Origin of the sequence: Streptomyces sp. NPDC001599 (genome assembly GCF_042893535.1) — a bacterium.
Classification (GTDB): Bacteria; Actinomycetota; Actinomycetes; order Streptomycetales; family Streptomycetaceae; genus Streptomyces.
Window position 1 is genome coordinate 221,655 of record NZ_JBIAVA010000007.1, and the last position, 22,682, is coordinate 244,336.

Consider the following 22,682-nt stretch of genomic DNA (forward strand, 5'->3'; position numbering starts at 1 on the left):
GAAGGTTTGGCATGCCCACTTCACGCACGGCGTCGCACGGCACCCCGCTCGGCGCATCCGTCCGTACCGCCGCACCGGCCTCCGGCCGCCACTACCGCGCCGACCTCAGGCTCTTCATGGTCATCGCCTTCGCCGTGAGCTGGCTCTCCTGGGGTACGGCGATCGCGCTGGGCGGCACGGAGACGAACGAAGCCGCCAACGCCCCCTACATGCTCGGCGCCTTCGGCCCCCTGATAGGCGCCCTCGTCATCCGCGTACGCCGCCGCCGACGCGGCGAACCGGTCCCGGAGCACGTGGTCCCCTTCCGGGCGGCACTCCTGCTCAAGGCCGTACTGCTGCTGGTGCTGGGCTCGGCGACCGTACTGGCCGCCGCCCTCCTGGCGAGCCGTGCGGGCGGCCCCGAACTGAGCCTGGACGTGGCGAAGGACGCCGTCGAGGACTTCGGCGGGCCCGCCGCGTTCCTCGTCGGCATGCTGGTCAGCGGCCCGCTGTCCGAGGAACCGGGCTGGCGGGGCACCGCCTACCCGAGGCTGCGCGAAAAGCTGGGGACTTTCCAGGTCTGCCTGGTCCTGGGCGTCACCTGGGCGGTGTGGCACCTCCCGCTCTTCTTCATCGACGGCACCGTCCAGCACGACCTGGGCCTCGCCACCCCGAGCGGTGTCCTGTTCGTCGTCAGCAACATCCCGATGGCCATGCTGGTCACCGCCGCCTACGAGCGCGCCGGCATCGTCGCCTCGATCGCGGTGCACTTCGCGGTCAACACGACGATGATCCTGCTCGCCGTGGAGGAACCGGAGGTGCAGGCCATGATCCTCGGCATCCAGGCCCTGACGGTGACGGCCCTCCTGCTCACCCACCGCACGGGACGGCAGCGCCCGTAGACTCCGCGACCATGACGGACGATCTCCGCTTCACGGTCCTCGGCAGCGCGAGCCCGTACCCCCGGGCAGGGAATCCCTGCTCGGGGTACCTCGTCGAGAGCGGGGACGGGGACGGGGACGGGGGCGTGGGCCGGGGCTCCCGGCTGTGGATGGACGCGGGAAGCGGGACGCTCGGCGCGCTGCGCGAGCACATACGCCTGGACCAGCTCGACGGTATCTGGATCTCCCACCTGCACGCGGACCACTGCGCCGACCTGCTGACCGCGTACTACGGCCTGTTGTACGCGGAGGTCGAACTCGCCGCCCCCGTCCCCCTGCTGGCCCCGCCCGGCATCGCCGACCGGCTCGCCGGCTTCCTCACCAACGGCCCGCGGCGGAGCCCGGTCGAGGACGCCTTCCGAGTCGTCGAACTCCACGACCGCCACCGCGCCCGCATCGGCGGCCTCACGCTCACCAGCCGCACCGTGTCGCACGGGATGCCCGCCTTCGGTGTCCGCGTCGAGACCGAGGACGGTGCCTGTCTTGCCTACTCCGGGGACAGCGCCCCCTGCGAGGCGCTCACCGAGCTCGCCGACGACTGCACGGTGCTGCTGTGCGAGGCCGACTCCGCACAGACACCCCCGGCCGGCACCGAGGCGGTGCACCACACCCCGGAGGAGGCGGGCACGACCGCCGCCACCGCCGGCGCGCACCGTCTGGTCGTCACCCACCTCGGCCCGTTCCTGGAGCCGTCGGCCGCTCTCGACCGGGCGGCGGCGCGCTACGGGGGCCCGGTGGAGTACGCGGCGCCCGGCCGCACCTTCGTGGTGGCGTGAGCGGGCCCCGCTCGCTCGGCCCGGCTGCTCGGCTGCACGCCTACGCGATGGGAAAGTCGAAGTAGGTGTCCGGATGCGGTTCCTCCTTCAGCGTGTAGTGCCACCACTCGCAGTCGTATGAGGCGAAACCGCAGGCCGCCATGATCGAGCGCAGATGCCGGCGGTTCCCCGCCTCGACCCGCGAGACCTCTCGGGCGTCGTGGTGCGATATCGCGTCCATGAGGTCGTGGCCGCCGCCCATGGGGGCGAGTTCACCGGTGGTCAGGTGGTACAGCGTCAAGTCCACGGTGCCACCGCGACTGTGGCCCGACCTGGCGGCCACGTACCCCCTGTCGAACATCTCGGCCCTGCCGATGTTCGGATAGTGCCGGGCCTTCGTCCGGCCGTCCTCCGGCTGTTGTGACCAGCGGAGGAAGCAGTCCACGGCACGCTGCGGGCGGTAGCCGTCCCAGAGGAGCAGCCCGAAGCCGAGGTCTTCGGCCCGCTCTTGTGCCCTTCCCAGAGCCGCGCACAGGGCCTTCGTGCCGACGATCCGGTTCGCCAGGTATCCGTCCACGGGTTTGCCGGTGAAGTTGTCCCAGGTGGCGTACTTGGCGTCCCACCGGATTCCGGACACCAGCTCGTCCACGAAGGCGAAGTCCCCCGTCATCGGAGCTTCCCCGTCAACGCCAGGGACAGCATCCGGTCGATCACCTCGGAGAGCGGCAGACCCGCGGCCGCCATCATCCTGGGATAACGGCTGTACGAGGTCATGCCGGGCAGGGTGTTGACCTCGTTGAGGACGACTTCCCCGTCCTCCTTGAGGAACATGTCCACCCGGGACAGCCCCCGGCATCCCAGGGCGCGGTACACGGTCTTCGCGGTCTCCTGGACGAGCGACCGCATCTCCGCCGGTATGTCGGCGGGGACGACCGGCGTCGAGTTCTCCGAGCCGCTCTCGGGCTCCTCCTCCTGGTGGATCCGGAAGAATCCGTGGGAGAGCGCGATGCGGTCCACCTCGCCCGCGATCAGGTCGGGGTCGTTCCCCAGGATGGCGCAGCCGATCTCGCTGCCGACGACGGCCGCTTCGATCAGCACCTTCGTGTCGTACCGCCGGGCGGACTCCACCGCGGTCGCCAGGTCTTCCTGCCGGGACACCTTGCTGACGCCGAATGACGACCCCGAACGGGCCGGCTTCACGAAGACGGGATACGTGAGCCGGCCGGGATCGATGGTCTCGTCCCCCGTCACGGTCCAGAAATCCGGTGTGGCGATCCCCGCGCTCCTGGCGACGACGTACGCGAGGGACTTGTCCATGCACAGGGCGGAGCTCTGGACGTCGCAGCCCACGTACGGAATACCGGAGAGCTCCAGCAACCCCTGCGTCGCACCGTCCTCGCCGAGGGTGCCGTGCAGGACGGGAAGGACGACGTCCAGGCGAACCGTCCGGTACCGCCCCTGCTCCAGGACGAGCAGCCCGTGCACGCTCCGGTCCGGTGACAGCACGACCGGACGGCAGTCGCCGTTCTCCCAGTCCGGGCCGGGACCGTCGCAGAGCCTCCAGGCGCCGTCCTTCGTGATCCCCACGAAGAAGGGCTGGTACTTCTCGGTGTCGAGGTTGCGTGCGACCTCCTGGGCCGACTTGACGGATACGGCGTGTTCTTCGGAAGAGCCCCCGAATACGATGCCGACCTTCACCCTGGCCAACTTGTCCGACTCAGTCATGCTGTTTCCTGCTTCCGAAATTCAGGCAGTTGATGATGGAGTTCTCGACCGTGTCCCTCAGGGCGTGGTCGGTGTAATAGGCGGTGTGCGGGCTGATGAGTACGTTCGGCATCTTCTGCAGTCGCGGCAGCCACGTGCTTTCGATGGTTCTGTTTCTGCAGTCGGCGTAGAAGATTCCTTCCTCGCCCTCGACGACATCCAGCGCCGCACCGCTCAATCTGCCGCTCTCCAAAGCCGGGACCAGCGCCTCGGTGTCGATGAGCGCGCCGCGTCCGGTATTGATGACGAACGCGCCTTTTTTCATCCGCCGGATACGTCGTTGATCGAGCAGGTGATGCGTGTCCGGAGTCAGCGGTACATGAAGCGACACGATGTCGCTCGACCGCAGCAACTCGTCGAGAGATACGTAATCCGCCGTGATGGTGGGCCGATTTCCGTGGGCCAGTACGCGCGAGCCAAAACCCCGCAGCCTGTCCACGACCGATGCACCGATGCGCCCCGTTCCGATCACCCCGACGGTCAGATCGCGCAGCTCCCTCCCGCGTATCTCGTTCAGCCGGTAGTCGTGCAGCTCCGCGCGGCGGACGGTGGATTTGGCGTTGCGCACCGCCATCAGCATGAGCATCAGGGTGTAGTCGGCCACGCTGTCGGGGGAGTAGACGACGTTCTCGACGGATATCCCCACGCCGGCCGCGTATTCCACGTCGATGTGGTTGTAGCCGATGCTCCGGGTGGATATGTACGTCACGCCGGCTCGGTGGAGTGCGCGAAGGGTGGCAGGTGTGACAGGGGTCTTGTGTCCAATGCTGATGCATTGGTTTCCGGCCGCCAGCCCGACGTTTTCTTCGGATACGGCGGCCTCCGTGAGAGTCGCCTCGACGCCGAACCGGGGCGCCGTCCGACGGAACAGGACGGCCTCGTCCTGCCCGCAGCCGTAAACCGTGATTCCTGTTGTCGGAAGGAGTCGGGACGGGGGAGGGATCGAGGAGGTCGAGGAGAAGGTCATGCCTCCATTCAAGGCGCCTCGGTGTTGCCGTCCCGTATGCGCTTTTCGATATCCCGACGATATATTACCAACCGGTAATTCTGGGTCGGACACGGCTCATCGACCACGTCGCTTCATATAGAGGTCGAAGGTCCGGTACACCAGCGGCCGCAGCGGCAGGTCCCACTCGCCCACGTACCGCACGGCCCGACCGCCGGTGCCGACCTTGAACTGGATCAGCCCGACGTGCGGGTCGTCCGTGTCGAGGGTCGGAGTGATGCCGCGGAGGTCGTAGACGTCGCAGTCGGCGGCGAGCGCGTCGCGGATCATCGCCCACTGGCAGGCGTTGGAGCCACGCACCTCGCGTTTTCCGGTGGACGAGGCGCCGTAGGCGTACACCGCGTGGGCACCGACCTGGACCATGACGGTGGCGGCGACCAGGTCGCCCCGGTGGCGGGCCAGGTAGAGCTTGATGCGCTCGGGATCCTCGGCACCGAGCACGGCGAACATGGTCGCGAAGTAGCGCAGCGGCCGGGGAGTGAAGCGATCCCGCTCGGCAGTGTGGACGTAGAGGTCGTGGAACGCCTTCACGTCGTCCGTGACCGCCGCCTCCCCGACTGTGGCATCCCCGGGCGTGCCATCCCCGACCGTGGCATTCTCGGGCGTGACATCCCCGAGTGTGACCTCGACGCCCTCCTTGGCCGCCTTCCGTATGTTGCGCCGCCAGAGCTGGTTCATGCCTCTGAGCAGGTCGTCCTCGGTTCTTCCGGCAAGTGGGACCTCGTACTTGAACTGCGGATGCCCGACTCCGAAGCCGTCCTCCGGGCTCTGCGGCAGCCAGCCGGCGTCCCTGAGCCGACCGGTCACGTGGGCGCCGACCGGATCGGTCCATCGGGTGGGCAGTCCGGTGAGCCGCCGCGTGCCCGGATCGGCGATGCCTTCCTTGATCTCGTCTGCGCTCCACACGTCCGTGCACACCGGCGGACCGAGCCGTATCGCGAACGCACCGCGCGCCTTGAGATACGCCGCCAGCGGATCGAGCCAGGCGTCGAGGTCTCCGGTCCAGTCGATGACCGGGCCCTCGGGCAGATAGGCCAGCGTGAAGCGCTCGAGCCGTGGCACCGGCCGGTGCAGGACGAGCCCGGCACCGACCAGCCGTCCGCCGTCGAACCAGCCCAGGGACTCGCTGCGCCACTCGGTCTTGACGCGCCCCCAGGCGGGGGTCTGCAGGAAGCTGACCGAGCGCTGCGCCCGCACGAACGCCAGGTGCTCGGCGGCGCTGATCGGCCGGACGGTCGGCCGCGTCGGGGCCGCTGTTCGTACTGGTTCGCTGTAGGCCATGCCCCCAGTCAAGGCGGCGGGGTGTTGCCGACGCGTATGCGGTTTTCGATACGCCGACGATATGTCCCGGGCCGGGCCGGGCCAGGCTGGGCCGGGTCGGGTCGGACCGACCGCACCTTGCTCGTCAGGCTCACCAACTGACCCCGGCGGCCACGGGCAGATGGTCGCTGCCGGTGGCGGGCAGCGTCCACGAACCGGTCGGCTCCACGCCGCGCACCAGGATCTGGTCGATCCGCGCCACCGGGAACTTCGCCGGCCAGCTGAAGCCGAAACCGTCCCCGGCCGCGTCCTGGACCGAGTGCAACTGCGAGGTGATGCCCGCCAACGCGCGGTCGTCCAGGGTGCCGTTCAGGTCGCCGAGCAGCGCGACCCGCTCACTGCGGTCGGCGGCGAGGACCGCGCCGAGCGCCTGCGCGTTCCGGTCGCGGGAGTCCGTCCAGAATCCCGCCCGGGGATTGAGCCGTACGGAGCCCAGGTGGGCCACGTACACCACCAGCGGGCCCTTGTCCGTGGCCACCGTGGTGCGCAGCGCACGGTTGCCGGCCATCGTGACGTCGGCCGGTTTGGTGTCGGCCAGCGGCCCGTAGTCCGTGGCGATGTCGACCGGCCGCGTGCCCGACAGCGGCAGCTTGCTCCACACCCCGACCGTGCCCTGCACCGTGTGGTACGGGTACTCCCTGGCCAGCCCCTTCTCGTACACATCCCGGTCCTGTGCGGTGATCTCCTCCAGCGCCAGTACGTCCACTCCGGAGGCGGCCAGGTCGCGGGCGGTGCCGGCCGGGTCCGGGTTCTCGGCGCCGACGTTGTGGGAGGCCATGGTGAGGTCGCCGCCCGAGCCGGACTTGTCGCCGAGCAGCCCGCCGAAGAGGGTCAGCCACACCGTGACCGGCAGCACCAGCGCGGTCACAGCGGCGGGGGAGCGGCGCCACAGCGCTCCGGCGGCCAGCACGGGGACGAACAGGCCGAACCACGGCAGGAAGGTCTCGACCAGGCTGCCGACGGACCCGAACCGGTTCGGAATCTCCGCGTGCAGCATCATCACGAGGCCCAGCAGCAGCGCCGACACCGTGAGCAGCGGCGCACGCCTCCAGAGCTCCGGGCTTACCGCGCTGCGGAGCGCCGCCCGGGAAAGCTGTCGCGGATCCGGATCCGGATCCGGATCCGGATCCGGTGCGGTCGGCGGCGGGACTGCTGGGACTGCTGGTGCTGGCGGGGCTGGTGGCGAGATCTGACGCATACGCCCAGTGAACGCGGCGGGGTGTTGCCGGCACGTATGCGGTTTTCGATATGCCGACGATATGTGGCGACTCGTAATCTCGAGACCATGCGTGTGCTGATTGTCGAGGACGAGCCCTACCTGGCGGAGGCGATCCGCGACGGCCTGCGCCTGGAGGCCATCGCGGCCGACATCGCGGGCGACGGCGACACCGCGCTGGAGCTTCTGAGCGTCAACGCCTACGACATCGCCGTCCTCGACCGCGACATCCCCGGCCCGTCCGGTGACGAGATCGCCGAACGCATCGTCGCCTCCGGCAGCGGCATGCCGATCCTCATGCTCACCGCGGCCGACCGCCTCGACGACAAGGCGTCCGGCTTCGGACTCGGCGCCGACGACTACCTGACCAAGCCGTTCGAACTGCAGGAGCTCGCGCTCAGGCTCCGGGCACTCGACCGCAGGCGCGCCCACAGCAGGCCTCCGGTGCGGGAGATCGCCGGCCTGCGCCTCGACCCGTTTCGCAGGGAGGTCTACCGGGGCGGCCGCTACGTCGCGTTGACCAGGAAGCAGTTCGCCGTGCTCGAAGTCCTGGTCGCCGCCGAGGGCGGCGTCGTAAGCGCCGAGGAACTTCTGGAACGCGCGTGGGACGAGAACGCCGACCCCTTCACCAACGCCGTCCGCATCACCGTCTCCGCCCTGCGCAAGCGACTGGGCGAACCGGGGATCATCGCCACCGTGCCGGGCGCCGGTTACCGCATCGACACGGCACCCGTCACCGAGCGGGCGGGTAGCGACCGTGGATAGGAGACCCGGCCCCAGCGTCCGACTGAAGCTCACCCTCAGCTACGCAGGATTCCTCATGCTCGCCGGTGCCCTGCTGCTGGCAGCCGTGGGGGTGTTCCTCGTGCGGCAGGGGTGGCTGATCACCAATGAATGGGGGGCGGTGAGAGCGACTCCGGGCACGATCTTCCTGCGCAGTTTCGCCCCCACGGCAGCCTGGGTCATGGCGTTCCTCCTGGTGTTCGGCCTCGTGGGCGGATGGTTCCTCGCCGGACGCATGCTCGCCCCCCTGGACCGCATCACGGAGGCCACCCGCACGGCAGCGACCGGTTCCCTCTCCCACCGCATCCGGCTGCCGGGCCGCAGGGACGAGTACCGCGAACTGGCCGACGCCTTCGACGAGATGCTCGCCCGCCTCGAAGCGCACGTGGCCGAACAGCGGCGCTTCGCGGCCAACGCCTCGCACGAGCTGCGCACCCCGCTGGCCGTCTCGAAGGCCATCCTCGACGTGGCCCGCACCGACCCGCACCAGGACCCCGGCGAGATCATCGACCGCCTCCACGCAGTGAACACCAGGGCGATCGACCTCACCGAGGCCCTGCTCCTGCTCAGCCGCGCCGGCCAGCGCTCCTTCACCCGGGAGCAGGTCGATCTGTCCCTCCTCGCGGAGGAAGCCACCGAGACCCTGCTCCCCTTCGCGGAGAAGCACGGTGTCACCCTCGAAACCAGCGGCCAGGTAACCCTCGCCCTCGGATCACCGGCCCTCCTCCTCCAACTGACCACGAACCTCGTCCACAACGCGATCGTCCACAACCTCCCCGGCCGGGGCAGGGTCTGGATCCACACCGCCCCCGGCCCCCGCACCACGCGGCTCGTCGTCGAGAACACCGGCGACCTGATCAGCCCTCACCAGGCCTCGACCCTCACCGAACCCTTCCAGCGCGGCACGGAACGCATACACACCGACCACCCCGGCGTCGGCCTGGGCCTGGCCATCGTCAACACCATCACCCAGGCCCACGACGGCACCCTCACCCTCACCCCACGGCACAGCGGGGGCCTCCGCGTCACGGTAGAGCTGCCCGCGGCCTCGGCGTACACCGGCAGGTGAGCCACGCAGACCGCGCCCGGGCCGCCCTCCGACTCAGCCCACCGCAGCCAGACGCTCCCCGACGAGGTGCTCACCGCAGCTCCGGCAGTGTCCCGGCTCCTGGGCGCGGAAGGCACGCTCACAGCCGTCGCAGGTCTGGAAGGGCAGTACTGCCGGCCGGGGAACGACGACGGGCGGGGGCGGTGCCGGTAGCGGGGTTTCCCGAAGCCGGAAGGCGAGGACTCTGGCCGGACGGGCCTGAAAACGGTCGGGAAGCCCAGTGGTCAGCAGCTCGGTGATCTCCTGCGGCGCGACCCCGGCCGCCAGCCACTCACCCACGGCAGGTGCCAGGCCCACTGCTTCCCGCGTGGACAGCACGAGACGGGCGTCGACGCGACGCAGGGCGGACAGGACGGCGATCGCCTGCGGATCGGCGTCGGCGAGCGCGGGCGCCGACGCCTCCTCCGGCGTGGGCGGCGCGGTCTCGCGCTCAGCGGGCCGCCGCTGCGGCCGATCCGGCCTCGGCGGCACCGGCACCGGCACCGGTTCGGGCATCGGCGGCTCCGGCTGGCTGCCCGGCGGCCCCTCACCACCGGGCACGTCGTAGAAGTACGTCCGAGTACGGATCTGCCCAGAGGCCAGACGCTCTCGACGACGCTCCAGGTACCCGGCGGCTTCCAGCTCCCGCAAGGCGCGCGAGATCAGAATCTCGCCCTCACTGAAGTGTGCGCACAGGGCGGCGATGGTCACAGGGGCGCCGGTGGGCAGCGACAGGATGTACACGGCCACGCCGACCGTGACCGCGCTGCCGTGCCGCTGGGCGAGGGCGTTGGAGATCACCGTGAAGTCGGAGGTGAGCCGGGTGCGTACGTGGATCACGCCGGATGTCGGTGCTCCGGCGTCGGCGCGCAGGCGCGCGTTAGACTGCGAGTCAGCCATCAGGAAATCACTCTTCCTTGATCGGTTAGGCCCTCGCCCGGGACGGCAATCCTGGTCGGGGGCCGCTCTGTTGTGGGTCGGCGGTGTGCTCTTGCGGCGAACGTAACGGCCCGAATCCCCCACCCGCAAGCCAGTCACTCGCACGGGTGACACGCACGCACCGGCGCGGGGAGGGTGGGTGGGCGGGAAGTTCTTTCCCCGGTTCTTTGGGGAGGTCAGTGGCCCACCGGCACCTCGCGAACGAGGCACCGGCGGACCCGGAGAACAGCCGTCGACCGAGGCCCCGTCGGCTCAGGGACGGTGGCGGCCGCCCGTGCCCCGGACCCGATCGTGAATCCGGGAGAAGTTCTCGACCTCGGCCGGTTCCTCGACGAGTTGGCCGTAGTGCGTCCCTTCCGTGTAGGCCACCTCCGAGCCGTCCGGCAGCGTGAGAACCGTCAGCGAACCGCCCAGCGCGTCACGTCCGCCCTGCTCGAACGGCAGCACCTGCGTCGACACGTTGGGGCAGGGGCCATGGGCGTACCGCACGATTGATTGCCGCGGACCTGGCGAGCTGTGTAGCTGCTGATGCGGTTCTGGCGGACTGCTATGAGTGCTGGGTCTACCTCGTCGACAGCGAGGTGTTGATTGAGTTCCAGGACGGTGAGGGGTTCACAGCCGGTCGGGTGCCTCAATGACGTCGTCGCGGTCATGGACGGGATCTTCGGGAGCTGATCCGCAGTCGTAGACGCGCGGGAAGCGTCAGTCACGCAGATGGGCACGCAAACGAAACAGGTGAGGCACCTACTCAATCGAGTAGGTGCCTCACCTGGTACTTCACTGTCGGGGTGGCGGGATTTGAACCCACGACCTCTTCGTCCCGAACGAAGCGCGCTACCAAGCTGCGCCACACCCCGATCGTCGCTGCTCGTCGCGGCGACGTCGTTTACTTTAGCCCACCGGTGGCCGGAGACGAAATCCGGTTTAACGGGGTCGGCGGAGCGGGTCCGGGCGGATGTGGTCCAGGGCGACGAGGAGTACGGCCAGGGCGTAGAGGGCGAGGCCGATGAGGAGGGCGTTGCCGAGGACGATCTTGTAGCCGTGCTGGGCGACGTCGAGGAAGGGGTAGAGGTAGCGGTCCTGGGCGCCGGGGAGGAGCAGCTCGCCGCGGGCCAGCGAGAAGGCCAGGTAGGCCAGCGGGTACAGGAGCCATGCGGGGGCCTGGCGCAGGTGCAGGCGGCCGGCGGGGGTGAGGAGGAGCCAGTCCAGGGCCGCGGCCAGCGGCACTGCCGTGTGGAGCAGATGGGTCGCGGCGGTCTGCCAGGCCGTGCCGGTGCCGTCGGGCGTGGCGAGCGGGCTCGACGCGTGGGCCAGGAGCACGTGGTGGACCAGGGCGGCGGCGACGACGTAGAAGAGGGCCGCGCCCGTGAGGGCGCCCGGCAGGGGGTGGTGGGCGGACCAGGCGCACCGGGCGGAGGCGAGCATGACCAGCGCCAGCAGGATGCCGCTCTGGACCGTGAAGTGGCTCAGGGCCGTCGTGGGCGGGATGCCGGCGGCGAGCAGTTCGATCGCCACGCCGGTCAGGGCCAGCAGGGCGATCAGGCCACGGAAGGCGGCGACCGGGCGACGGCGGGCCGGGATCAGTACGGCACGGGCCGGTACGACGGTGGGTGGCCGGACGACATGGCCCGGGATCGGGGGGAGGTCCGGGATGTCCCTGGGTATCGGGGCTGTCATGGCCTCAACGTAGACAGACCGGACATAGCGGGCCATGTGAGTGGGCCGTGTGGGTTACCTGGGTTACCCGGTCCCCCGGCGACCGTCTGGATCTTCCCGCAGGCTCCCCCCCCTCGAAGGTCAGCTCTCCCGGCCCACCAGTGTCAGCAGCGTCGCCTCCGGTGGGCAGGCGAAGCGGAACGGGGTGTATCGGTTCGCGCCGCAGCCGGCCGAGACGTGGAGGTGGGCCGTGTGACCGCCGGACGTGTGGGTGGACAGACCCTTCACGCGGTCGGTGTCCAGGTCGCAGTTGGTGACCAGGGCGCCGTAGAAGGGGATGCACAGCTGGCCGCCGTGGGTGTGGCCGGCCAGGATCAGGGGGTAGCCGTCCGCCGTGTAGGAGTCCAGGACGCGCAGGTACGGGGCGTGGACCACGCCCATCGAGAAGTCGGCCGTGGGGGACGGGCCGCCGGCCACCTCCGTGTACCGGTCCCGCTTGATGTGCGGATCGTCCAGTCCCGTCAGCTCGACCGACATGCCCTCGATCTTGAGCGTGCCGCGGGTGTTCGTCAGGTTCTGCCAGCCCGCGGCGTCGAAACCGTCGCGCAGGTCCTCCCACGGGTTGTGGACGGCACCCACGACGGGCGGGTTGCCGTTGAGGCCGTGGCGGCCCTGGACCTTCTCGAGCAGGTAACGGGCGGGGTTGCGGGGCCGCGGCCCGTAGTAGTCGTTGGAGCCGAAGACATAGGCGCCCGGGAACTCCATCAGGGGGCCCAGGGAGTCCAGGACCTCGGGGATTCCCTCCGGGTCGGACAGGTTGTCGCCGGTGTTGATCACGAAGTCGGGGCGCAGCCCGGCCAGCGACCGCAGCCAGCGCTGCTTCTTGCGCTGACCGCCGACCATGTGGATGTCGGAGACCTGGAGCACCCGCAGGGGACGCATCCCGGACGGGAGGACGGGGACCGTCACCCGCCGGAGGCGGAAGGAGCGGGGCTCGATCCCCGCCGCGTAGACCAGACCGGCGGCGCCAACCGCCGTGATTCCCAGGGGTACTCCGTATCGCGCGCGCATACGTCCATCGTCTCAGAAGCGCCAGGAAGCGGCGGTGGGAGGCTGCCCGCGGCCGCGTCCTCCGGGGGCGCGTAAATCAGCGGGCGCCGTTCCTCGCGTACCTGCGACAATCAGGTCCATGACCACGCTCAAGGCGAAGCTGCACGACGACCTCAACTCCTCGATCAAGGAGCGCGACGAGCTCCGCTCCTCCACGCTCCGGCTGACGCTGGCCGCGATCACCAAGGAGGAGGTCGCGGGGAAGGAGAAGCGCGAGCTCTCCGACGACGAGGTGCAGAAGGTGATCACCCGCGAGGCGAAGAAGCGCCGCGAGGCCGCCGAGGCCTTCGCCCAGGGCGGCCGCGCCGAGCAGGCCGAGCGGGAGAAGGCGGAGGGCGAGGTGCTCGCCGCCTACCTGCCGAAGCAGCTCTCCGACGACGAGCTGAACGCGATCGTCGCGCAGGCCGTGCAGGAGGCCAAGGCGGCCGGTGCCGAGGGGCCGCGGGCCATGGGTGCCGTGATGAAGATCGTGAACCCGAAGGTCGCCGGGCAGGCCGAGGGCGGCCGGGTCGCGGCCGCGGTCAAGAAGCTCCTGGCCGGCTGAGCCGTCGCGGCGTCGTCCTTGCGACGCGGCCGAAGCCGGTCCCGTTGTTACGCCGCTAACACCTGTGAGGGCCCTCACCGCAGTCGCGGTGAGGGCCCTCACAGGTGAAAGGAACGGATCAGCGTCGTCCGCCGGGGCCGTTGCCCGGGCCCTGGATCAGGTTGCCCGGGAAGCCGCCGTCCCCGCCGCCGTCGCCCGCGCCGCCGTTGGTCAGGCCGGCGATGAAGCCGTCGTCGTCGCCGTTGTTCCCGTCGTCGGGCTTGTCCTCGTCGCGGCCCTTGTCCTTGTCTTTGTTTTTGTCCTTGTCCTTGTCCTTGTTCTTGTCGCCGTCCGGGATGTCGACGAGATTGAACGAGGGGGAGTCCTTGCCCGACAGGGCGCCGGTCATGGCGTCCTTCCAGATCGGGCCCGGGACCGCGCCACCGAAGACGAGGGGGTGGTAGACGCCGCCGATCGTGATGTTCTTCATCTCGACCTCCTGGCTGGCGCTGCCGACCCAGACGGCGCCCGACATGTTCGGCGTGTAGCCGACGAACCAGGCGTTCTTGCGTTCGTCGGTCGTACCCGTCTTGCCGGCGTTGTCGCGGTCGCTCAGGCCGGCCGCCTTACCCGTACCGGAGTCGACCACGCCCTGCAGCAGGGTGTTCACGCTGTCCGCGGTCTTCTCCGTCATGGCGCGCGAGCACGTCGACTTCGGCACCTCGAGCGACTTCTGCTTGTTGCCGACCTTCTGGGTGATCGACTCGATCGCGACCGGCGTGCAGTACATGCCGCGCGAGGCGAAGGTCGCGTAGGCGCTCGCCATCGTCAGCGGGGACATACCGACCGAGCCGAGGGCGAGGGCGGAGGGGTTCTGCGGCAGCTTGTCCCCGTTGCCCTGGTGGACGTGGAGCTTGTCCGCCATGGACGCGACCGGGCACAGACCGATGTCGGCGAGCATCTGGACGAAGTAGGTGTTGACCGACTTGGCCATCGCCTCCTTCAGCCGGTACGGGCCGACCTCCGACTCGTTCTCGTTCTCGACGCGGTAGCTCTTGTCGTTGATCCAGGGCTTGTCACAGGTCTGGATGGGGCTCGGGTAGTCCATGTCGTACGGCGACGCGTACTCCTTCGTCGCCGGTACGTTCTCCTCCAGGGCCGCGGCCGCCAGGAACGGCTTGAACGTCGAACCCGTCGGGAAGCCGTAGTTGGAGCCGCCCACCGCGTGGTCGACCGAGTAGTTGATCTCGGTCTCGTTCTTGCCGTAGCCGTACGGCTTCGACTGGCCCATGGCGACGATCCGGCCGGTGCCGGGTTCGACCAGGGTGCTGGCCGCGGCGACCGAGTCCGACTTGTTGACGTGGTCCTTGAGGGACTGGTGCACCGACTCCTGGGCCTGCGGGTCGAGCGTCGTGCGGACGGTCAGGCCGCCCTGGTTCCAGACCTTGGCCCGGTCCTTGCGGGTCTTGCCGAAGACCGGCTCGCTCAGGAAGACCTCGCGTACGTAGTCGCAGAAGAAGCTCGCGTCGTTCACGGCCGTGATGCAGCCGTTCTTCGGCTTGCTGACCTTCAGCCCGAGCGGTGCCTTCTTCGCCTTCTCGGCCTGGGCCGGGGAGATGTCGCCGACCTGGGCCATGCGTGTCAGGACGACGTTGCGCCGCTTGGTGGCCTCCGCCTCGTCGTTGACCGGGTCGTACCGGCTCGGCGACTGGACGATGCCGGCCAGGAGGGCGGCCTCCTGGACGTTGAGGTCCTTGGCGTGCTTGGAGAAGTAGCGCTGGGAGGCCGCCTCGACGCCGTAGGCCTGCTGGCCGAAGAACGTGATGTTCAGGTAGTTCTCGAGGATCTTCTTCTTGCCCAGCTCCTCCTCGACCTGGATCGCGAGCTTCAGCTCCTGGATCTTGCGGCCGATGGTCTGCTGGGTGGCCTGGGCGACCTTCGTCGCGTCGTCGCCCGCCTCCTCCACGAAGACGTTCTTGACGTACTGCTGGGTGAGCGTGGAGGCGCCCTCGGAGACCTCGCCGCTGCGCGCGTTCTTGTTGAGGGCGCGCAGGACGCCCTTGAGGTCGATCGCGCCGTGCTCGTAGAAGCGGGAGTCCTCGATCGCGACGATCGCCTTCTGCATGTACGGCGAGATGTCCTTGAGGTCCACCACCGTCCGGTCGCGCGAGTAGACCGTGGCGATGGTGCCGCCGTCGGCGTCGAGGATGGTGGTGCGCTGGCTCAGCGGGGGAGTCTTCAGGTTGGCCGGGAGGGCGTCGAAGCCCTCCACCGACCCCTTGGCGGCCAGCCCCAGCGCGCCCACGGCGGGCAACGCGATGCCGGCCAGCACTGCTCCCGCGAGCACACTGACACCGAGGAACTTGGCGGCCTGCTGCGTTGGCGACAGACCACCGCCCGAGCGCTTCTTTGGCATGGAGGCAGCCTACGTTCTCATTCGCCGGACACGCGTATATGCCTTGGCCTAAGCTGCACTCAACTGTCACAGCAGTGAGGCCACGTATCAATACGTCCGGCGACCCCGAATCGTTCCGGATCCGCTCGATTTTTTTCCGAGGGGCCCCGCTGGGGGGCGCGTTGGTGTGTACCGGCGCGTGCCACGGCGTGTGGGGTGCGTGTCCGAATCCGCCTTGTGTGTCAATCGGTGTCCGTTGTGGCGCAACAGAGATGACCTGTATGTCGGGATCGTCGCGCATGTCGCCAGCTCACTCCCCCGGGTGATCTGCCGCTTACCCATAGTCCGTTCGGGCCATTCAAGATTGGGCCCGAAGGGGGTGTTGCGCTGTGCCCACCTTCCGTAACGTCCTCAACTGGCGGCGGTGAATATGCCGCTGCCGCCGTGGGGGAGCCTCGATTCGGGAGAGGACGGCGCCGGTATGGGCTGGGTAACCGACTGGAGTGCGCAGGCCGCCTGCCGCACTACCGATCCGGACGAACTGTTCGTTCAGGGAGCAGCGCAGAACAGGGCCAAGGCGGTGTGCACCGGATGTCCGGTGCGGACCGAGTGCCTGGCCGACGCGCTCGACAACCGCGTCGAGTTCGGCGTGTGGGGAGGCATGACGGAGCGGGAACGCCGCGCGCTGCTGCGCAGGCGGCCCACCGTGACCTCCTGGCGCCGGCTCCTCGAGACGGCGCGTACGGAGTACGAACGAGGGGTCGGCATCGTGCCCCTCGACGACGACGAGGTGTACGAGAACTACGCGGCCGTGGGCTGAGTCCGTACGGCCGGATCATGCCTCCGGATCAGGCGTCCGGATCACGCGTCCGGTTCGGGCAGCTCGGGTCGGCCGGTGGCCAGGCGTGCCCCGATGTCCCGCAGCCCCGCGAGGTCGTGCACGTCGCCGGGCAGCGCGGCCACCTCGGTGACCGCGACCTCGGGATGACGCGCGGTGAAGCGGTCACGTGTGCGCTGCTCGCGGGCGAGCAGGTGCATGCGCTCCGCGTGCAGCCGCAGCAGGCCCGCGGCGAGCGCGTCGACGGACCGCTCCGCCGTGTCGGAAACCTCGGGTGAGGTGCCGGAAGCCTCGGGAGAGGCGGTGGAGTCCCCGGCTGAGGCGTCGGGGGCCGAGTCGCCGGGCTCGGAGCCGGCCGCTTCTGAACTGCCGGGCGTGTCGTCTGAACTGCCGTACGTGTCGGGAGAGTTGCCGGGAGCGGTACGAAGTCCAGCTTTCCCGCCGTCCTGATCCACAATGCGGGGATCCTCAAGATTTTCCGCGGCGGCGAGTGCCCGCTCGGCCGACAGGCGGTCGGCGCCGCTGCCGTGGACCCGGTTGAGCACCAGACCGGCCAGCGGCATGTCCTCGGCCGCCAGCCGCTGTACGAAGTACGCGGCCTCGCGCAGTGCGTCCCGCTCCGGCGCCGCGACCACCAGGAACGCCGTCCCTGGCGCCTGGAGCAGCTTGTACGTCGCGTCCGCGCGCGTGCGGAAGCCGCCGAACATCGAGTCCATCGCGGCCACGAAGGTCTGCACGTCCTTGAGGAACTGTCCGCCCAGGACCTTCCCCAGGACGCCGGTCATCATCGACATGCCCACGTTCAGGAACTTCATCCCGGCCCGGCCGCCGACCTTCGCCGGGGCCAGCAGGACGCGGATCAGCTTGCCGTCCAGGAAGGAACCGAGGCGCTTGGGGGCGTCCAGGAAGTCCAGCGCGGAGCGGGACGGCGGCGTGTCGACGACGATGAGGTCCCACTCGTCCCTCGACCGCAACTGCCCCAGCTTCTCCATCGCCATGTACTCCTGCGTGCCCGCGAAGCCCGCAGAGAGCGACTGGTAGAAGGGGTTGCCCAGGATCGCCGCCGCCCGTTCGGGATCCGCGTGGGACTCGACGATCTCGTCGAAGGTCCGCTTCATGTCGAGCATCATGGCGTGCAGCTCGCCGCCCGCCGAGTCGTCGACGCCCTTCACCCGGCGCGGGGTGTTGTCGAGCGAGTCGATGCCCATGGACTGCGCCAGCCGCCGGGCCGGGTCGATGGTGAGGACGACCACCTTGCGGCCGCGCTCGGCCGCCCGCAGGCCCAGGGCCGCCGCCGTGGTCGTCTTGCCGACCCCGCCCGAACCGCAGCACACCACGATGCGGTTGTGCGGGTCCTCCAGCAGGGCGTCGACGTCGAGCACGCGCGCGGGGGTCAGGCGGCGCGCGCCCTCCTGGTGGCGGGCCGGGCCGCCCTTCCGGTGACGGGCCGGGTCGTCCGGACTCATGCGATCCCCTGCTTCCGCAGCTCGGTGGCCAGCTCGTACAGGCCCGCCAGGTCCATGCCCTCCGCGAGCAGCGGCAGTTCGTGCGTCGGCAGGCCCAGCTCGCCGAGGACCGCCCGCTGCTCCTGCTCCAGCGCGTACCGCTCGGCGTACTCGCCGGCCTGGGCGAGGAGCGGGTCCACCAGCCGCTCGGCGTGCCCGCCCCGCCGTGCCCCGCCGAGTCCCGCCCCGGACAGGGACCGGGCCAGCGCCGTACGCGGTGTCTCCCGTACGAGCTCCAGGCCGGCGGCGTCCAGGACCTGGGGCCGGACCATGTTCACCACGACACGTCCCACCGGGAGCCGCGCCGTCCGCAGCTCGGCGATGCCGTCCACGGTCTCCTGGACCGGCATCTCCTCCAGCAGCGTCACCAGGTGCACGGCGGTCTCCCGCGACTTCAGCACCCGCATCACGGCCTGCGCCTGATTGTGTATGGGGCCGACCTTCGCGAGCCCCGCCACCTCGTCGTTGACGTTGAGGAAGCGCGTGATGCGGCCGGTCGGCGGGGCGTCCATGACGACGTAGTCGTACACGAACCGCCCCTGCTTGTCCTTGCGGCGGACCGCCTCGCACGCCTTGCCGGTCAGCAGGACGTCCCTGACCCCCGGCGCGATGGTGGTCGCGAAGTCGATCGCGCCGAGCTTCTTCAGGGCCCGTCCGGCGCTGCCCAGCTTGTAGAACATCTGGAGGTAGTCCAGAAGGGCCAGTTCGGCGTCGATGGCGAGGGCGTACACCTCCCCGCCCCCGGGAGCGACGGCGATCTTCCGCTCCTCATAAGGCAGCGCCTCCGTTTCGAAGAGCTGCGCGATGCCCTGGCGGCCCTCGACCTCGACGAGAAGCGCGCGCTTCCCCTCGGTGGCCAGGGCCAGCGCGAGGGCCGCGGCCACCGTGGTCTTGCCGGTACCGCCCTTGCCGCTGACGACCTGGAGCCTGCTCACGTATTCGAGCGTAACCAGTCCGCGCGCGGAGTACGCCGGTGGCTGTGGACAACGTGGCCGCGGCCGAGGCGCGCGGTGGCCGGGCAGCGGTCGCGGACGGCCCCCGGACAGCGGCTGCGGAGGTGCCCCGGCCAGCGGCTAGAGTCGGCCGCATGACCAAGTGGGAATACGCAACCGTGCCGCTGCTCGTCCATGCCACGAAGCAGATTCTGGACACCTGGGGCGAGGACGGCTGGGAGCTCGTCCAGGTCGTGCCCGGGCCGAACAACCCCGAGCAGCTCGTCGCCTACCTGAAGCGGGAGAAGCAGGCATGAGCGCCGTCGAGGCGAAGCTCGCCGAGCTCGGTCTGACGCTGCCCGAGGTCGTCCCGCCGCTGGCCGCATACCAGCCGGCCGTGCAGTCCGGCCCGTACGTCTACACGTCCGGCCAGCTGCCGATGCTGGGAGGCAAGCTTCCGGTCACCGGCAAGGTCGGTGCCGAGGTCACCCCGGACGAGGCCAAGGAACTGGCCCGCACCTGCGCGCTGAACGCCCTGGCCGCCGTGAAGTCCGTCGCCGGTGACCTCGACCGCGTCGCGCGTGTCGTCAAGGTCGTCGGCTTCGTCGCCTCCGCGACCGACTTCACCGGCCAGCCCGGTGTGATCAACGGCGCCAGCGAACTCCTCGGCGAGGTCCTCGGCGACAAGGGCGTGCACGCCCGCAGCGCGGTCGGCGTGGCGGTCCTGCCGCTGGACGCGCCGGTGGAGGTCGAGATCCAGGTGGAGCTCGTCCAGCCGTAACGGACCGGGCGTCCGGTAGGCCGACGGAGCGGACTTGCCGCCGTACACCGGCGGAGCGGACTACCTGCCGTCCGCCGGCGGAGCGGGCAGAACGGACGCCGGGCGGGCGGCGCGCGCGTTGCCAGGCCGGCAACAAACCTCGCGCCCGCCGCACCGCCCCCGCAGTATCGGTCCCGGTGCCCCGTACGGCGCGGGAGCCGGCCCAGGCCGGCCCTCCCGGTCCCGGCCGGGGCCGTACCGACCGTATGCGCCAGGAGGAGCCATGCCGCAGCCGCCCGTGACCGACCAGCAGACCGGCGAGCGAGACGCCCCGCGGGACCGCAGGCCCGGACGTGCCGCCGGTCGGCCCGTGCACCGGCTGGTGCCCTCACCCGCCGGCCGGATCCATCTGGTGGAGCAGGGCAGCGGGCCGCTGGTCCTGCTCGTGCACGGCTTCCCCGAGTCCTGGTACTCCTGGCGCCACCAACTGCCCGCGCTGGCCGCCGCCGGATTCCGCGCGGTCGCCGTCGACGTACGCGGCTACGGGCGCTCCTCGCGGCCGGACGCCGTCGAGGCGTACCGGATGCTGGACCTGGTGGCGGACAACGTCGCCGTGGTGGAGGCGCTGGGGGAGAGCTCCGCCGTGGTCGTCGGCCACGACTGGGGTTCGAACATCGCCGCCCACTCCGCGCTGCTGCGGCCGGACGTCTTCCGCGCGGTGGGCCTGCTGAGCGTGCCGTACACCCCGCCGGGCGGACCGAGGCCCAGCGACGTCTTCGCCGGTATGAGCGACCCGGCCGGGCCCTTGGCGGGGCAGGAGTTCTACGTCTCCTACTTCCAGGAGCCCGGCCGCGCCGAGGCGGAGATCGAGCCCGACGTACGCGGCTGGCTCGCCGGCCTCTACGCCGCACTGTCGGCCGACACCATGCCCGGCCCTCAGGAGCCCGACCCGCACTTCGTCGCCCCCGGCGGCCGGATGCGCGACCGGTTCCCGGCCGCCGGACGGCTGCCCTCCTGGCTGACCGAGGAGGACCTGGACGTCTACGCCGGGGAGTTCGAGCGCACCGGCCTGACCGGCGCCCTCAACCGCTACCGCAACATGGACCGCGACTGGGCCGACCTGGCCGCGCACGAGGGCGCCCCGGTCACCCAGCCGTCCCTGTTCCTCGGCGGCGCGCTGGACGCCTCCACGACCTGGCTGTCCGACGCGATCGAGGCGTATCCGGTCACCCTGCCCGGGCTGAGCGCCTCGCACCTCCTCGACGGCTGCGGCCACTGGCTCCAGCAGGAGCGCCCCGAGGAGACGAACCGGCTGCTCACCGAGTGGCTGACCGGCCTGCCCTCCTGACGCCCACCGCGCCCCGGTGGCCACTCGAACATCCGCCCGTCACCGGATAGCCTCCGGCCATGGCGAATGGTCAGTGGTACCCACCGGAGTGGCCGGACCGCATCCGAGCGCTGGCGGCAGGCACCCTGACGCCGGTCACCCCGAAGCGCGCGGCCACCGTCATGCTGCTCAAGGACACCGGTACCGGCGCCGACGCCACCGGGTCCGGTCCCGCCGTCCACATGCTGCGCCGCCGTACCTCCATGGCCTTCGCCGGCGGCGCCTACGCCTACCCGGGCGGCGGGGTCGACCCGCGCGACGACGACCGCGCCGTCGGCTGGGCGGGCCCCACGCGCGCGTGGTGGGCGGACCGGCTGGGCGTCGACGAGGCGGGCGCCCAGGCGATCGTCTGCGCCGCCGTACGGGAGACGTACGAGGAGGCCGGCGTCCTGCTCGCGGGTCCGACCGGTGACTCGGTGGTCGGGGACACGACGGGCGCGGACTGGGAGGCCGACCGGGCCGCGCTGGTCGACCGTGAGCTGTCCTTCGCGGAGTTCCTGGACCGCCGGGGCCTGGTCCTGCGTTCCGACCTGCTGGGGGCGTGGGCGCGCTGGATCACCCCGGAGTTCGAGTCCCGGCGCTACGACACCTGGTTCTTCGTGGCCGCGCTCCCCGAGGGGCAGCGCACCCGCAACGCCTCCACCGAGGCCGACCGCACGGTGTGGATCACACCGGCCGACGCGACCGCCGGGTACGACAAGGGCGAGCTGCTGATGATGCCGCCCACCGTCGCGACCCTGCGCGGACTTGCGGAGTACGCCACGGCGGCCGAGGCGCTGGCGTCGGCGCCCGGCCGCGACATGACACCGGTACTGGCCCGCGCGCGGCTGTCCGGGGACGAGGTCGTCCTCTCCTGGCCGGGACACGACGAGTTCACCAAGCGCGTCGCGAGCGCGGCGCCGGCGACACCTTCCGACCCGACCGGGGGAGCCCCCGCATGACGGACGCAGCAGCACTGCCCGGACAGCCGCGCGGCGGCGTCCTGTCGGGACCGGCCACTGCGCGCGCGGTGAACGTCCTCGCGCCCAACGCCTCCGCGATGACCCTGGACGGCACGAACACCTGGATCCTCGCCGAACCCGACTCCGACCTGGCCGTCGTCGTGGACCCGGGCCCACTGGACGACGCCCACCTGCGGCACGTCGTCGACACGGCCGAGCGGGCCGGCAAGCGGGTCGCGCTGACGCTGCTGACGCACGGTCACCCGGACCACGCGGAGGGCGCCGCGCGCTTCGCCGAGCTGACCCGCACGAACGTACGGGCCCTGGACCCGGCGCTGCGGCTGGGCGACGAGGGGCTGGCGGCCGGTGACGTGATCGGGGTCGGCGGCCTGGAGCTGAGGGTCGTGGCGACCCCGGGGCACACGGCGGACTCGCTGTGCTTCCATCTCCCGGCCGACCGGGCGGTCCTGACGGGCGACACCGTCCTGGGCCGCGGCACGACGGTGGTGGCCCACCCGGACGGCCGTCTCGGCGACTACCTGGACTCGCTGCGCAGGCTCAGGTCGCTCACGGCCGACGACGGGGTGCACACGGTGCTTCCGGGGCACGGGCCCGTCCTTGAGGACGCCCAGGGTGCCGTGGAGTACTACCTCGCCCATCGCGCCCACCGTCTCGCCCAGGTCGAGACGGCGGTCGAGGACGGCCACCGCACGCCGGGCGAGGTCGTCGCCCACGTGTACGCGGACGTCGACCGCTCCCTGTGGCCGGCGGCGGAGCTGTCGGTGCGGGCGCAGCTGGAGTACCTGGGTGAGCACGGGCTCATCCAGCGGCTCGAATAGCTTTCC

General features: G+C 70.5%; 22 protein-coding genes, 1 tRNA gene and 1 pseudogene. 11 read left to right on the forward strand and 13 right to left on the reverse strand.

Annotated features, from left to right (window positions below; genetic code table 11):
• Nucleotides 1-11: 11 nt before the first annotated feature.
• Nucleotides 12-881, forward strand: a complete 870-nt coding sequence (locus ACFYZ3_RS19925) for a CPBP family intramembrane glutamic endopeptidase (RefSeq protein ID WP_388519237.1) — start codon at nucleotides 12-14, stop codon at nucleotides 879-881.
• Between the two features lie 11 nt (nucleotides 882-892).
• On the forward strand, nucleotides 893-1,696 hold the full coding sequence (locus tag ACFYZ3_RS19930) for an MBL fold metallo-hydrolase (protein WP_388519239.1): 804 nt from the start codon (nucleotides 893-895) through the stop codon (nucleotides 1,694-1,696).
• A gap of 40 nt (nucleotides 1,697-1,736) precedes the next feature.
• Here ACFYZ3_RS19930 and vanX read toward each other — a convergent pair whose 3' ends face one another.
• The 5 genes from vanX to vanJ form a co-directional block, all read right to left on the reverse strand.
• Entirely contained in the window at nucleotides 1,737-2,345 is a 609-nt protein-coding gene (vanX, locus tag ACFYZ3_RS19935; RefSeq protein WP_388519242.1) for a D-Ala-D-Ala dipeptidase VanX, read from the reverse strand.
• Entirely contained in the window at nucleotides 2,342-3,382 is a 1,041-nt protein-coding gene (vanA-Sc, locus tag ACFYZ3_RS19940; protein WP_388519620.1) for a D-alanine--(R)-lactate ligase VanA-Sc, read from the reverse strand. Before vanA-Sc ends, vanX begins: the two co-directional genes overlap by 4 nt.
• 10 nt (nucleotides 3,383-3,392) lie before the next feature.
• On the reverse strand, nucleotides 3,393-4,406 hold the full coding sequence (gene vanH-Sc / locus ACFYZ3_RS19945; protein WP_388519245.1) for a D-lactate dehydrogenase VanH-Sc: 1,014 nt from the start codon (nucleotides 4,404-4,406) through the stop codon (nucleotides 3,393-3,395).
• A gap of 96 nt (nucleotides 4,407-4,502) precedes the next feature.
• Nucleotides 4,503-5,726, reverse strand: coding sequence for a lipid II:glycine glycyltransferase FemX (locus ACFYZ3_RS19950; protein WP_388519247.1), 1,224 nt, complete (start codon nucleotides 5,724-5,726; stop codon nucleotides 4,503-4,505).
• A 130-nt stretch (nucleotides 5,727-5,856) separates the two neighbouring features.
• Nucleotides 5,857-6,963 carry a teicoplanin resistance protein VanJ gene (gene vanJ / locus ACFYZ3_RS19955; protein ID WP_388519250.1) on the reverse strand — a complete coding sequence of 369 codons (1,107 nt, stop codon included), beginning with the start codon at nucleotides 6,961-6,963 and terminating at the stop codon, nucleotides 5,857-5,859.
• A gap of 87 nt (nucleotides 6,964-7,050) precedes the next feature.
• Between vanJ and vanR-Sc the strand changes: the two genes are divergently transcribed.
• Both vanR-Sc and vanS-Sc read left to right on the forward strand, forming a co-directional pair.
• Nucleotides 7,051-7,746 (forward strand): VanSc-type vancomycin resistance response regulator transcription factor VanR, encoded by a 696-nt coding sequence (gene vanR-Sc, locus ACFYZ3_RS19960; protein ID WP_388519253.1) that lies wholly within the window; start codon nucleotides 7,051-7,053, stop codon nucleotides 7,744-7,746.
• Nucleotides 7,739-8,833, forward strand: coding sequence for a VanSc-type vancomycin resistance histidine kinase VanS (vanS-Sc, locus tag ACFYZ3_RS19965; RefSeq protein WP_388519256.1), 1,095 nt, complete (start codon nucleotides 7,739-7,741; stop codon nucleotides 8,831-8,833). The genes vanR-Sc and vanS-Sc overlap by 8 nt, the downstream gene beginning before the upstream one ends.
• Nucleotides 8,834-8,866: 33 nt before the next feature.
• Here the strand turns inward: vanS-Sc and ACFYZ3_RS19970 are convergent, their stop codons facing one another.
• The 5 genes and pseudogenes from ACFYZ3_RS19970 to ACFYZ3_RS19990 form a co-directional block, all read right to left on the reverse strand.
• Complete coding sequence (locus ACFYZ3_RS19970; protein ID WP_388519259.1) at nucleotides 8,867-9,751, reverse strand: hypothetical protein; 885 nt, start codon at nucleotides 9,749-9,751, stop codon at nucleotides 8,867-8,869.
• A gap of 318 nt (nucleotides 9,752-10,069) precedes the next feature.
• Nucleotides 10,070-10,255: pseudogene (locus ACFYZ3_RS19975) on the reverse strand (Scr1 family TA system antitoxin-like transcriptional regulator); the annotation flags it as partial.
• Nucleotides 10,256-10,573: 318 nt separating this feature from the next.
• A tRNA-Pro gene (locus ACFYZ3_RS19980) sits at nucleotides 10,574-10,647 on the reverse strand.
• Between the two features lie 67 nt (nucleotides 10,648-10,714).
• Nucleotides 10,715-11,467, reverse strand: coding sequence for a Pr6Pr family membrane protein (locus ACFYZ3_RS19985; protein ID WP_388519262.1), 753 nt, complete (start codon nucleotides 11,465-11,467; stop codon nucleotides 10,715-10,717).
• 120 nt (nucleotides 11,468-11,587) lie between these two features.
• The gene (locus tag ACFYZ3_RS19990) at nucleotides 11,588-12,517 is read right to left on the reverse strand and encodes a metallophosphoesterase (RefSeq protein WP_361012083.1); all 930 of its coding nucleotides are present in this window, start codon (nucleotides 12,515-12,517) and stop codon (nucleotides 11,588-11,590) included.
• Nucleotides 12,518-12,635: 118 nt separating this feature from the next.
• Between ACFYZ3_RS19990 and ACFYZ3_RS19995 the strand changes: the two genes are divergently transcribed.
• The gene (locus ACFYZ3_RS19995) at nucleotides 12,636-13,100 is read left to right on the forward strand and encodes a GatB/YqeY domain-containing protein (protein ID WP_007452125.1); all 465 of its coding nucleotides are present in this window, start codon (nucleotides 12,636-12,638) and stop codon (nucleotides 13,098-13,100) included.
• Between the two features lie 118 nt (nucleotides 13,101-13,218).
• On the opposite strand, the gene ACFYZ3_RS20000 is transcribed toward ACFYZ3_RS19995, so the two are convergent.
• Nucleotides 13,219-15,495: a transglycosylase domain-containing protein gene (locus tag ACFYZ3_RS20000; protein ID WP_388519266.1), complete on the reverse strand. Its 2,277-nt coding sequence runs from the start codon at nucleotides 15,493-15,495 to the stop codon at nucleotides 13,219-13,221.
• 460 nt (nucleotides 15,496-15,955) lie between these two features.
• Here ACFYZ3_RS20000 and wblA point away from each other — a divergent pair, with 460 nt between their 5' ends.
• Nucleotides 15,956-16,294 carry a transcriptional regulator WblA gene (wblA, locus tag ACFYZ3_RS20005; protein WP_011029097.1) on the forward strand — a complete coding sequence of 113 codons (339 nt, stop codon included), beginning with the start codon at nucleotides 15,956-15,958 and terminating at the stop codon, nucleotides 16,292-16,294.
• A gap of 41 nt (nucleotides 16,295-16,335) precedes the next feature.
• Here wblA and ACFYZ3_RS20010 read toward each other — a convergent pair whose 3' ends face one another.
• Together ACFYZ3_RS20010 and ACFYZ3_RS20015 are read right to left on the reverse strand one after the other, a co-directional pair.
• On the reverse strand, nucleotides 16,336-17,778 hold the full coding sequence (locus ACFYZ3_RS20010) for an ArsA family ATPase (protein WP_388519269.1): 1,443 nt from the start codon (nucleotides 17,776-17,778) through the stop codon (nucleotides 16,336-16,338).
• Entirely contained in the window at nucleotides 17,775-18,752 is a 978-nt protein-coding gene (locus ACFYZ3_RS20015; RefSeq protein WP_011029095.1) for an ArsA-related P-loop ATPase, read from the reverse strand. The genes ACFYZ3_RS20010 and ACFYZ3_RS20015 overlap by 4 nt, the downstream gene beginning before the upstream one ends.
• A 152-nt stretch (nucleotides 18,753-18,904) precedes the next feature.
• Between ACFYZ3_RS20015 and ACFYZ3_RS20020 the strand changes: the two genes are divergently transcribed.
• The 5 genes from ACFYZ3_RS20020 to ACFYZ3_RS20040 all read left to right on the forward strand — a co-directional run bounded on the left by ACFYZ3_RS20020 (nucleotide 18,905) and on the right by ACFYZ3_RS20040 (nucleotide 22,676).
• Nucleotides 18,905-19,066: a DUF4177 domain-containing protein gene (locus ACFYZ3_RS20020; RefSeq protein WP_003975360.1), complete on the forward strand. Its 162-nt coding sequence runs from the start codon at nucleotides 18,905-18,907 to the stop codon at nucleotides 19,064-19,066.
• On the forward strand, nucleotides 19,063-19,530 hold the full coding sequence (locus tag ACFYZ3_RS20025) for a RidA family protein (RefSeq protein WP_104634494.1): 468 nt from the start codon (nucleotides 19,063-19,065) through the stop codon (nucleotides 19,528-19,530). The genes ACFYZ3_RS20020 and ACFYZ3_RS20025 overlap by 4 nt, the downstream gene beginning before the upstream one ends.
• Nucleotides 19,531-19,792: 262 nt before the next feature.
• Entirely contained in the window at nucleotides 19,793-20,857 is a 1,065-nt protein-coding gene (locus ACFYZ3_RS20030; RefSeq protein ID WP_388519273.1) for an alpha/beta fold hydrolase, read from the forward strand.
• Nucleotides 20,858-20,916: 59 nt separating this feature from the next.
• A complete protein-coding gene (locus ACFYZ3_RS20035; protein ID WP_388519276.1) occupies nucleotides 20,917-21,837 on the forward strand; it encodes an NUDIX hydrolase in 921 nt (306 codons plus the stop codon).
• Nucleotides 21,834-22,676 carry an MBL fold metallo-hydrolase gene (locus tag ACFYZ3_RS20040; RefSeq protein ID WP_388519279.1) on the forward strand — a complete coding sequence of 281 codons (843 nt, stop codon included), beginning with the start codon at nucleotides 21,834-21,836 and terminating at the stop codon, nucleotides 22,674-22,676. Before ACFYZ3_RS20035 ends, ACFYZ3_RS20040 begins: the two co-directional genes overlap by 4 nt.
• Nucleotides 22,677-22,682 lie beyond the last annotated feature (6 nt).